The organism is Desulfosporosinus sp. OT, from assembly GCF_000224515.1.
Classification (GTDB): Bacteria; Bacillota; Desulfitobacteriia; order Desulfitobacteriales; family Desulfitobacteriaceae; genus Desulfosporosinus.
On the sequence record NZ_AGAF01000026.1, the window covers coordinates 64221 to 76025 of the forward strand.

Sequence of the window (11805 nt, forward strand, 5' to 3'; positions counted from 1 at the left end):
CTTTTAATTTTCTTATCATTTAGATAACCGCGTTATCATAATGATAAGACCATACAACTACTTCAGTATTTAAAGCTCATTAATCAAAAATCCTCTCTAAATTTCCAACCAATAATTATCGAAGTAATAATATTTGCCCATTATTCGATAACAATAACGAGGGAAATTTAGAGAGGTTAAAGAACGTCACCCATTCAAACGATCATGTAAATTTCAAACTTTATACAGATAAGCATAGTCTTTATAGACGGTCCATATAAAGGCCGCAATCTTATCATCAACCGGCACATTTGTTTTACCGAATTCGTCAAATTTCACTTTGACGATCTGCTCATCTAGGCGAAGCATAAATTCTCCTTCCGTGCCGTCACCTAAGAAATAAAAACCACTATTAGGACTGTCTTGGAAATCTTTCTCAGTCCAGAAAAGAGTAAATTTAGCCTTGTAAGGCTCACTGGAATACGGGCAGAAGGTCGCACAGTTTCCACAGACATTACACATCCCATCGACGTGCAGGATCTGATTCAAATTAGTTAAACCTTGACCATTAACCGGAATCATCACATTGGCCCGATTTGGGCAGACCTCTGTACAGATATTACACACTTTATTACACTCTAAGCACCTGCTTGATTCCTGTTCCTGATCGCTGACTGGCTTCAGAACTGCTTTCTTTTGAGCAATTTCTAATAACTGAGTTTCCTGATTAAAGGTGACCCGTGACGCAGCTTCTTGTTTAAACTCAAACTGCTCTTTTTCCAAAATAGCTTTGGCTACTTTCATGCCATGTTTGGCAGCTCCGACCACTGTCCAGGGTCCAACGAGAGCATCTCCACCGATAAAGACATTTTCCACACTGGTTTCCAGCGTTTCTTCATTGACGCGGATTACTCCTTTATCGCTTACTTCGATTCCATTGTTCTTCAAGAGGTCATAATCAATCAGCTCTCCAATCGCCGACAAAACGGTATCGATCGGTAACTTTTCAAACACACCCTCTTTGGTCACAGGACTTCTGCGTCCAGACGCATCCGGTTGGCCCAGCTCCATGGCCTGGCATTTCAAGACACCCTCCGTCAGCGAAATCGGGGCAAGCAGTTCCTTGAAGATAACCCCATCTTTGACGGCATAAAGTAATTCTTCATGGTCTGCCGGCATGTAATCTTTCGTCCGGCGATAGACGATATAGACGTTCTCAACGCCTTTGACTCGTAGTGCCGCACGAGCAGCATCCATAGCCGAATTGCCGCCTCCAACCACAGCCACGTTCTTCCCAAGTTGTAAGGCATCTGGGTTGGCCTTAAAGGCCTCTAAGAAGGGAATCGCTCCCATAACTCGCTTAGTTTCCCCTTTTAACTCCAGAACATTCGTCTTGCCCGCACCAATCGCTAGATAAACATACTGAAATCCTTTCGCTTTGTATGCCGCGACGGATACATTCGGATCAATCCCGAATTCAAACTTGACGCCCATTTTCTCGATAAGCTTAATGTCCTTACTAATTGCTTCTTTCGAGATCCTAAAGTCTGGAATTACATATTCGACCGTACCGCCAGCTTTCGCCCGTTTATCAAAAACAGTGACCTCCATACCTCCTTTGGCCAGGAAGTAGGCAGCAGCAAGTCCCGACGGACCAGCTCCAATTACGGCTACTTTAGCTGACGACTTAGGCTCGAGCGCAGAAATTTTCTGCATATATCCCTCATAACCTTTTTCTGCAGCCACCAATTTCTGCCCCCGGATATGCACTGACTCATCATAATCTAGACGAGTACACTTCGTCATGCAGTTATGAGTACAAATAGTTCCTGTAATGAAGGGGAATGGGTTTTTAGACACAATGACCTCGTATGCTTCTTCATATCGCCCTTCGCCAACTAAGCGAAGATACTCCGGAACATCCTGCTCAATGGGACACCCGACGGTACAAGGCGCAAGGAAACAATCGAGCAAAGGCAGTTTAAGCTCTGTTTTGCGATTGACGACATCTCTCTTTTCTTTGAGATGATTAGCATCATCAAACGCACTCTCGGCCAGAGCTTTTAGTTTTTCCATATTAAGTTTACCAGACTGCTGATTAGCCATTAAAGGACTTAAAAGATCGGCCAGTTGTTTAAAGCGCATATAGGCACCAGGCTTAAGCAACGTTGTAGCCACAGTAATTGGCTGGATTCCCGTCTCAAAAATTCGTCCAATATTAAACGCATCCGCTCCACCCGAATAGGAAATCTTGAGATCCCCATTGAACTGAGCAGCCAGCTTATAGGCTAGATTAATCGTCAAGGGATAAAGCGACCGACCGGACATATACATCTCCTCGCCCGGCAACTCAGATCGTCCAATCTTGACGGGCAAGGTGTTAGACATCTTGACCCCAAAGTCTTTTTGCTTCTCCAGAGCGAAAACTTTGAGACGTTTTAACATCTCAATGCCGTCACTAAACTGGAGGTCATGAGTAAAAGATTCTTCTTTAAGCTGAATATAACGGTAACCCATTTTATCAAAGGTATTCCTGACATACTCATAACCCAACAGCGTCGGATTCATCTTCACAAACGTGTGCAGTTTCTTTTCGCTGATTAAGTATTTGATAATTGCTTCGATTTCCGCCGGCGGACAACCATGCATGGTCGATAGGGTGATCGACGAACAGATATTTGGCGAAATCTGCTCCACATAAGCTCGGTCGATTTTCTCAAATTGGTCGACATTTTGGAGTAAAGAGGTAAGACACTCCTGAAAAACTGCTGTCCCCGAGGCATCTTTAAGCCCTTCAATGAATTGATCAACTTTAGGCGATTGAATCCCCTTCAGGTCATACCCCACACTCATGTTGAACATAAATCGTCGATCACTTTGGTTAAATAGTTCTTTCTGGAGAACGTGCAGGGCAAACCATGCTTTCACGTACTCATTAAAAGCACCCATAATTGGAAGCTCCGTAGACCATTCCGTGTTATAACATTCATCCTCTGCCAGAATACAGGGCTTCGGAATTTCTAGCTCATCCATAATTTGAACCGATTTCAGTTCAAAGAAACGACTGCCGCTTAGATAAGACGCGATAATATTTTGGGCCAGCTGAGTATGGGGACCTGCTGCGGGACCGACTGGCGTCTCCATAGTTTCTCCAAAGAGCTGAATGGCTTGGTCGTTCGTTTTTTGGAAAAACTTCCCTTCGGATATCCCGAAAATAGTTCGAGTTCGCTTATATTCCTCGAACATCCAATTAACTAATTTCTTAAAGGGGATTGGGATCATCTTGTCACTCATCATTATTATTATCCCTCATTTCTTTCATGTTGTTGTTTGTAATGAGGGCTATCCACACAAGTGCAAATATGCCCTTCTAACGATTTTTCAGCTGCCTTTAAGATGCTCTGATACCCTGTACAGCGACAGAGATGCCCCGAAAGTTCTCGTTTAAGCTCATCCTGAGTATACTCTTTGCCACTCCCCGCCAGGGCCGTAGTTGTTAAGACAAGCCCAGGAGTACAAAAACCACACTGCACAGCCCCTTCATCAACAAAGGCTTTTTGGACCTCAGAGAGCTCCCCACTTTTTGAGGCCACACCTTCAATCGTCGTAATCTCCTTACCGTCGGCCCAGACCGCCAGATAAATGCAGGAATCAAAAGGAACACCGTCAATGAGCACACTACATGCTCCACATTCTCCAACCCCACAGCCCTTTTTAGTTCCAGTATACCCTAACCGATTTCTCAACATCTCCAGCAACGATTCACGGATATCGACTTCAAAATTAAAGGCTTTACCATTGACAGAAAACGCAATTCTTTTAAACAAGTTGCTCACCCCCTGCGTTAACAATGGCTGTTTTCAAAGCTCTTTGCACAAGTTCTTCCACAAGATGCTCCCGATAGTCTTTCGAGGCTCGCCAAGAGGTGCGAGCTTTAGCCGAGTTAACCGCCAACTTTCCAATCTCTGCCACACTTTCCACTGAAACGTCTTTTCCTGGGGCATAAACCTCCGCTTCCAGACACCTCAGAGGCGTTGGCCCTGCTACCCCAAGTCCAATTCTAACCTCCTCGAAGGTTTTTCCATGCAATTTGCAAACGACCGAGACAGCCAACGTGGCAATATCCATCGCTTCACGCATCGCAAATTTAATGTACTGACCGCCAAACCCTTGGTAATCGGCCGGGGAAATGTGAATTTCCGTAAGAATTTCGCCCGGTTTCAGAGCCACTCGGCCCGGCCCCAGGTAAAACTCGCGAATTGGAACAAGGCGCTCGCTTTGCTGACTCACTAATTTCAATTGGGCATTGAGTGCAAACAACGAGGAGGCACTGTCTGCAGAGGTCGCTCCATTACAGACATTTCCACCAATTGTGGCAATATTTCTAATTTGAGGCCCTCCCATGGAAATTGCCGCCTCCGTTAAAATAGGGATTACTTCCCGCAGGATTGGATCGTTAAAAACCTTTGTAAAGGTAGCCATCGCGCCAATGACAACGGTTCCGTCCTCAGCCTTCCGAATCTCGGCGAGGGATTTTATCTTGCGCAAACTAAGGAGCTCCACAGCTTCAATCTGGCCACCATGCATTTTGATGAGTACATCTGTCCCACCCGCAATGAGTCTTAGATTTGGGTTTTGGGCAAGAAGCGCCGTTGCTTCACTAACGGTTTCCGCTTCACAATAACCAATAATATCGTACATCTGATCACCGCCTTCCTAGATTAAACCAGCTTCTTTGAAACCTTCGAATACCCGCTGCGGATTCATCGGCAACCGATTAAAGGAGACACCCGTCGCATCTAAGACGGCGTTACGAATCGCAGGAGCTGGGGTAATAGTTGGAGGTTCACCCAGAGATTTAACGCCAAAGGGCCCGGTAGGCTCGTGATTTTCCACGAAGGCCACACCAATGTCCGGTGTATCCATAATGGTGGGAAGTTTATAGTCCAGCAAGTTGTTATTCAGCGCTTTACCCGTCACTTCATCAAAAAGCAACTGCTCAGACAGCGCATAACCAATTCCCATGCTCACCCCACCCTGGACTTGCCCCTCAGCCATTTTTGGATTGACAATCGTCCCGGAATCATGCACATTGTAAATTTCCAAGACTTCGATCTTGCCGGTCTTAATATCGACTTCGACCTCAGCAAAGGTTACCCCAAAGGGGATAGCATTAATACGAGCATTATTGGATATATCGCTCGTAATCGGTTTAGCCCGCAGGAGATCGTAGTAGGACTGCATGGCGACTTGTTCCAAGGTCAGGACACTTTCCCCGGAATGCTTAAAGACAATTTTTTGATCCACGAGATCAATTCTGTTCACCGGGATATCTGTCATACTCGCTGCGAAGCCAAGGATCTTCTCCTTAACTTCAAGCGCTGCCTTTTCAACTGCCATTCCGGAAACATAGGTTTGCCTTGAGGCGTAACAACCTGTATCAAACGGGGAAATGTCTGTGTCTTGAGTAGAGAGAACATGCACCATATCCATGGGAAGTCCCAACACTTCAGCTACCATCTGACCAAAGACTGTATCACTGCCCTGCCCGGTATCCGTGGCCCCAATCTGCAGTTGGACCGAACCATCTTGATTTAGGACAATCCGAGCACCGGCCAGCTCTAAGGCAACCGGGTAAGTTCCTGAGGCGTAACTAAAACAAGCCATGCCCAAACCCCTGAGCTTGTGCCCGCTCTGTTCTTTATATAAAGCCTTTTTCTCATCCCACTTGATTAAGGCCTTGCCCTTATCAATACACTCACGGATGCTACAGCTCGTGACCTTATTTTTACTCACCGGATCCACATACCCGACTTCCACAAAGTTCTTGCGCCGAATCTCGATGGGATCAATATTCAGCCGTTTAGCAATATCCTCCAGATGGGATTCAAAGGCATAAAATATCTGAGGGCACCCGTACCCGCGCATCGCCCCAGCGACCGGTAAGTTCGTGTAAACCGTTATGGGGTCATACTTCAAGGCCTTAGTCGGATAGAGATAGCGGAATTTCCCCCCAGCACTGCCCGCTATGGAATGACCGTGCGAGGCATAGGCCCCCGTATTAGAAATCGCCGTAATATGAACTCCGATGAGTTTACCATCTTGATTGATGCCAGTTTTAATTTTAAATTTAAAAGCGTGACGAGTACGGGTATCCGTCATACTCTCTTCCCGCGAGAGTTCTATTTTTACCGGTCTCCCGCCCACCGCTAAGGTCATCGCCGCGTTTAAGGGTTCAATAGCAACATCTTGCTTGTTGCCAAACCCACCGCCAACATAGGGTTTGATCACGCGCACCCGACCCCAGGGAATTCCCAATGCTTGGGCAACAACTCGGCGCACGATCTGAGGAATCTGGGTCGAGGTGACGATCACGATTCGGCCGTCCATATCTTGATAAGCATAAGAGGTTTGATTCTCCATATGGCAATGCTGGACGATGCTTGTTTCGTACTCCCCTTCAAAGATATGATCCGATTCTTTAAAGGCTTCTTCTATATCTCCGATCGCAAACCCACCGGAAGCTAAAACGTTACTCGCGCGTCCTTCGTGAATCAACGGGGCGCCTTCTTTAAGTGCCGCCTCCGTGCTCGTTAGTGCCTCTAGCACCTCATATTCAACCTCAATTAATTTCAAGGCCTTTGCGGCAATAAGCTCATCCGTCGCCACGACCGCCGCAATAGCATCTCCTACAAATCGAGCCTTCTTCGCTAAAATATGGCGATCTTCTACATCCCTATGACTAGGGTCCAGTGAATAAGGGTGTCCTGCCGTACCGAATTTAATCCGCTCTTCTTCATCCTCTGCATCATCCAGAACATCTCCGATCATTCCCGGCAATGAAGTAGCATAGTTAATTCGCGGCAGGTCTTTATAAGTTAACACGGCTTCCACACCGGGCAAGGCCTTAGCTTTACTCACATCAATCGATTTAATGATCGCATGAGCATAGGGGCTATGCAGAATCTTTCCAACTAACATGTCTCGCTCATAAAAGTCATCCGTATACTTAGCTTTACCTGTTACCTTAGCCACAGCATCCACTCTTCGGACACTTTTCCCTACAACTGTATAAGCCATTTATTTCCCTCCGTCCCAACATTTATCGAATATCAATACTGCAGAGCAGCACCAAAACTGGACAAAGCAATTTTCCTACTCCACGACACGTACATAACCTAATATTTATTTACTGTTGCAAAATTCATGCCAGCAAAAACAATGTCTCAATGAGACTAAATTACCGACTTTTGTTAGGGTTAAGGGACCAGGTTTATCAAACCGATAAGATCTCTCCTTACTATATCGACATTTTTAAAGAAAAACACCTGGTTATCAAAAAGATAATAAGCTTATCAATATGATAAGCTTATTAAAACCTGAAGCCTCGTCTTCAGCACAGTATGCCCAGAAAATATCGTTTTACAATAATTACCGAATGTTATAGCGCGCCAGTTTTCGATAAAGAGTTGCCACTCCAATTCCTAAAGCCTTGGCCACTTTTTCTTTCCCACGCACACTGTCTTCGGCTGTCTGGACACAACGAAGAATGGTCTCTCGCTCAATGGTTTCAAGATTAAATCCCTCCAACTCATCCGATAACTCGATCTGTCTCAGTCTGGGAGAGAGTTGTTCCTCTGTTAAGGTTGAATCTTCCGTTAAGTTCATAGCGTATTCAATAACATTCTGAAGTTCACGGACATTGCCCGGCCAAGGATATTCGCGCAACCTTTGCAGGAATCCGTCTGATAAAAAGCGGACATCTTTATTGAGCTGTTGGTTATAGATCTGGATAAAATTCTCACATAAAGGAGCCAAATCTTCTTTTCGGTCACGTAAAGGTTTAATATACATGGGAATGACGTTGATCCGATAATACAGATCTTCTCGAAATTCGCCCTTCGCCATCATTTGCTCCAGGTTACGATGCGTTGCTGCAATCACTCGGACATCGACTGAAGTCGGGGTTATCCCCCCAATGCGTTCGATTTGGCGTTCTTGGAGCACCCTCAGAATTTTGGCCTGTAAAAACAACGGCATATCTCCAATTTCATCGAGGAAAAGTGTCCCTCTATTGGCCAGTTCAATCTTTCCGATTTTACCTCCTTTGCGCGCACCGGTAAATGCACCATCTTCATACCCGAATAATTCACTTTCCAGCAACGACTCGGGAATAGCTGTACAGTTAATAGCCATGAAAACCCCTTTTTGCCGGGGACTGAGATTATGTATCGATCGAGCCAACATCTCCTTACCTGTCCCGCTTTCCCCTCGAATCAAAACGGTCGATTTGCTTGCAGCAACGACTTTTGCTCGCTCACGGATTTGGCACATCGCTTCACTGTTTCCCAAAAAATCCTCAATCGTATGACCGACATCTCGAATGGTCAGACGATTGACGATTCGACTAATCTCATCAAACGGCCGCAGAATCACAGCAATACTCTTCATACCATCTTCGCCGTGAATAGGTAAAGCTCGCAAGACCATTTGCACCCGATTTTTCTTGGTTTCAACATGGACCTCACGTTCGACGACTTCATCCTCATTTTCCGTCACGTTAAGGATATCCGCAACAATTTGCGAAGGGAATAAGGAATGCAGATTTCTCCGCGGCGTGAGTAAATTGGCACTAAACAAACGTTGGGCAACCTGATTGAAGTGGAGGATATTTCCCTCCAGATCCGCAGTGAGCAGCCCTTCATCCAAGCAGTCAATAATAGAGTTCAGATAGTGATTAGCTGAAACAAGACCTGCTAAAAACTCCTGCTCCTTAAGTTTTAAGGCAATGGTTTCAGCCATTTTCGTTAAGAACGTGAGATAGGAGTGCTGATTTTCGATAATTAGTTTAGCTTGGGCTTCTGTAAAACAAATAAGTCCGATGGCTCCCACCGCTTTACCGTCCACATTGATCGGGGAAACGACTTCATATTTCTCCGTACAATTCCCCCGTGCTTTACAAGGCGTACAGAGGGGATGATGCCCCGGTGTTTCTATCACAAACTGATGTCCCGTCCGCAAAACTTCCTGATACACATACCCCTGCCGGTCCATAGATTGGCCGACCCCTTTGTGATATTTACCAGTTCCGGCAATACGCATCAGATTATGATCCGCTATCTCTATATCTATTTTTACAACGGTTGCAATCGCTTCAGCAATTTGTTGTGCATAATCTTTAACAACCATGAGTTCAACCATTCAATTTACCCCCATAAGAACTATTGTCTCCCATAAAACCTATCCCTATGTTAATGCCCTTCTTCTTGACATTCGAACTCACGATAATCTTTTGATAATCTTTCTAAAAAGCTATTCGCTAAGTAGCTCATAATATCCTTTAATGGACATAATAACCAAAAGGTTTGTAAAGAAGCTATATTTTACGGCTCGTGTAAAGAAAACTTGGCTAGCACCCACACGAAGACACTGTCTTCGCACGAATTAACCCTTCTTGCAGACACTGTCTTCGCACGTATTAGCCCTTCTTGCAGTATATAACGTAAGTTTATACTTTCTTACTGTACAATAAAGTAATGGGTTGAAATCCTAGCAACCATGGACTCCAACCCATTACTCTATTTTCGAAACAACGAATTTCCTTGAACTCAAAAGAGATTCAACCTATAATGCCCAGCATAATAGAAAAAGCCGATTAGTAAGAAGTTTAGTAAAATCAGGAGCGGGGCACCGACCACGAACTTCGAGTGGGCGGTCTTATGATGGAAAACCTTCATTCCTGAATAAAGCCCGATCCCTCCTAAAGCCGCTCCCATGAAAAGCAAGCTTGCTTCCGGAATCCTCCAGCGGTGCAATCTAGCCCTACGTTTATCTCTCCCCATGGCAATAAATACATAACTGTTCCAAATGACGTAAACAACCAAGAAAACCTTCAGACTAGACAACCCATTCTCCTCCTATAATCCACTCCAGCGTCGATAAAGCGTATGTTCAATCCCAAACTGATCCAATACCTTTCCGGCCACATGATCAATTAAATCCTGCATTTCTTTGGGCTGATGGTAAAACCCCGGCGAAGCAGGCATAATCGTCGCGCCTGCCCGGGCCAGCCTTAACATGTTCTCGAGATGAATAATATTGTACGGCATCTCACGAGGAACAACAACAAGCGGCCGGCGTTCTTTCAGCGATACCTGTGCCGCACGTGCCAAAAGTTGATCTCCTGTGCCCGTTGCCATCAACCCCAGAGTATTCATCGAACAAGGGATTACCGCCATCCCCTCAGTACGATAAGAACCACTAGCCAGCGAGGAAAAAAGGTTCGTATTTTCATGAATATGTACATTTGCCGGAAAAGCTGCCCGTTCGAACCCCGTTTCAAAAGCAAGAACTTTTTCTCCAGTTGGAGACATAACTAACTCAACCTCCCACTCCATCGCAGCGAGAACGTTAATCAAGGTGAGAGCATAAATCGAGCCGCTTGCCCCTGTTAGGCCAATAATCAGACGTTTTGTCACAAGACACCTCCTGTAGAAATTCCATTTCATAGTGCAATGCAATATCTTATATATATCAGCCTCCACTGTCCTAAACATGTTTGGCTGATCAAGTCTACTTAGCAATCTCTGCAAGATCCTTATTTGCCGAAACGAGGTTCTTATCTTTGCGAATCAAACTAATACCCCAAAAGATTACAACAGCACCGACAGCTTGCATCAAATGAACCTGTTCCCTTAGAATAATGGCTGCTGTGACTACCGCAACGGCCGGAACCGCATACATATAAGCCATAATGCGATTCGCACCTACGCGGCTGATGGCATGGTACCACACGACAAGCCCAAAAGCCGTCACAAGAACAATTGAAAAACCCATAGAACCCCATGCCGAGAGGGGTATATTTGACCAGGACAACGTTTGCACTCCTCTGGATCCGACCATCAGGAGAAATATCGTACCAAATAACGAAGAATATGTAATCGTTTTAAGCGCCGAGTATTTGCGTAACATGCGTTTGGCGAGTACCGGATAAAAACCCCACACACTCGAGGCCAAGAGACCAATAAGATCTCCGCGCAGCACGTCCCAACCCACAGCCAATTTGTTCGTTCCAAAAAGCAAGACAAAGACAACCCCTAATAAAGACAAAGCGCTTCCTCGCCGTCCCCGGGAGCCTAATCGTTCTTGTCCTGCTATCCAGGCAAAAATAGCAGCGAAAACCGGCGAAACGGCAAGCATTAGCGACGCATTGGTAGCAGTAGCATATTTAACTGCCGCCATGAACAAGGTCTGATAAATAGTAACGCCTACAAGCCCGATCAACGCCAATTCATAACAATCCTTGAGCTGAATACGCAGGTTTTTTTCCAACGCATACAATAAAAGAAAAAGTATTGGAGTGGCTCCCACAAAGCGAATGACCGTAAAAGTCAACGGGTCAAAACCCGCCATTCCCCATTTGCCAACAACGTAATTAGCTCCCCACACCAAAACGACACACCAGAGCACCCACTCTGGGAAATCTCTCTCAGTAGTCATAAGCTACCCCCTTTCTCTTTCAACCATACGAAAAACCCCTCGCATGGTCTAATGCAGGGGCCTACCATGTTTTACTTTATATAACTAAATAATTGTATCATAGAAAAACAGATCCTAAAATAGCAAAGACATTGTTATCTTCAGAATCCTCCGACCAGTAGCTTATTAAAGATGTGCTAAATTGAAGGGGATAAAAAGGGATTAATTAAAGATCTATGAAGATCTATAAAATTAGCGAAAAGTGAATTTTATTGTTGACAAGATGTCTATCTTCTCTTATAATAATGAATGTTACGCGGTCGTGGCGGAACTGGCAGACGCGCTAGA

At 45.2% G+C, this 11805-nt stretch carries 8 protein-coding genes; all 8 read right to left on the minus strand.

What is annotated here, in order from left to right:
* Positions 1-213: 213 nt before the first annotated feature.
* The 8 genes from ygfK to DOT_RS02385 all read right to left on the minus strand — a co-directional run bounded on the left by ygfK (position 214) and on the right by DOT_RS02385 (position 11478).
* Positions 214-3276, minus strand: coding sequence for a putative selenate reductase subunit YgfK (ygfK, locus tag DOT_RS02350; RefSeq protein WP_009613655.1), 3063 nt, complete (start codon positions 3274-3276; stop codon positions 214-216).
* Between the two features lie 5 nt (positions 3277-3281).
* A complete protein-coding gene (xdhC, locus tag DOT_RS02355; RefSeq protein ID WP_083823909.1) occupies positions 3282-3815 on the minus strand; it encodes a xanthine dehydrogenase subunit XdhC in 534 nt (177 codons plus the stop codon).
* The gene (gene xdhB, locus DOT_RS02360; protein ID WP_009613659.1) at positions 3799-4680 is read right to left on the minus strand and encodes a xanthine dehydrogenase FAD-binding subunit XdhB; all 882 of its coding nucleotides are present in this window, start codon (positions 4678-4680) and stop codon (positions 3799-3801) included. The genes xdhC and xdhB overlap by 17 nt, the downstream gene beginning before the upstream one ends.
* Before the next feature lie 15 nt (positions 4681-4695).
* Positions 4696-7059 (minus strand): xanthine dehydrogenase molybdenum-binding subunit XdhA, encoded by a 2364-nt coding sequence (gene xdhA, locus DOT_RS02365; protein ID WP_009613661.1) that lies wholly within the window; start codon positions 7057-7059, stop codon positions 4696-4698.
* A 351-nt stretch (positions 7060-7410) separates the two neighbouring features.
* Positions 7411-9180: a sigma 54-interacting transcriptional regulator gene (locus DOT_RS02370; RefSeq protein WP_009613664.1), complete on the minus strand. Its 1770-nt coding sequence runs from the start codon at positions 9178-9180 to the stop codon at positions 7411-7413.
* Positions 9181-9587: 407 nt separating this feature from the next.
* The gene (locus DOT_RS02375) at positions 9588-9884 is read right to left on the minus strand and encodes a DUF1294 domain-containing protein (protein ID WP_009613666.1); all 297 of its coding nucleotides are present in this window, start codon (positions 9882-9884) and stop codon (positions 9588-9590) included.
* Between the two features lie 12 nt (positions 9885-9896).
* On the minus strand, positions 9897-10457 hold the full coding sequence (locus tag DOT_RS02380; protein ID WP_009613668.1) for a UbiX family flavin prenyltransferase: 561 nt from the start codon (positions 10455-10457) through the stop codon (positions 9897-9899).
* A 94-nt stretch (positions 10458-10551) separates the two neighbouring features.
* Complete coding sequence (locus DOT_RS02385; protein ID WP_009613670.1) at positions 10552-11478, minus strand: DMT family transporter; 927 nt, start codon at positions 11476-11478, stop codon at positions 10552-10554.
* Between the last annotated feature and the right edge of the window lie 327 nt (positions 11479-11805).

Bases quoted from the DNA above. Each gene is read 5' to 3' on its own strand.
- ygfK (WP_009613655.1), bottom strand. From the start codon at position 3,276: ATGATGAGTGACAAGATGATCCCAATCCCCTTTAAGAAATTAGTTAAT.
- xdhB (WP_009613659.1), bottom strand. From the start codon at position 4,680: ATGTACGATATTATTGGTTATTGTGAAGCGGAAACCGTTAGTGAAGCA.
- xdhA (WP_009613661.1), bottom strand. From the start codon at position 7,059: ATGGCTTATACAGTTGTAGGGAAAAGTGTCCGAAGAGTGGATGCTGTG.
- DOT_RS02370 (WP_009613664.1), bottom strand. From the start codon at position 9,180: ATGGTTGAACTCATGGTTGTTAAAGATTATGCACAACAAATTGCTGAA.
- DOT_RS02385 (WP_009613670.1), bottom strand. From the start codon at position 11,478: ATGACTACTGAGAGAGATTTCCCAGAGTGGGTGCTCTGGTGTGTCGTT.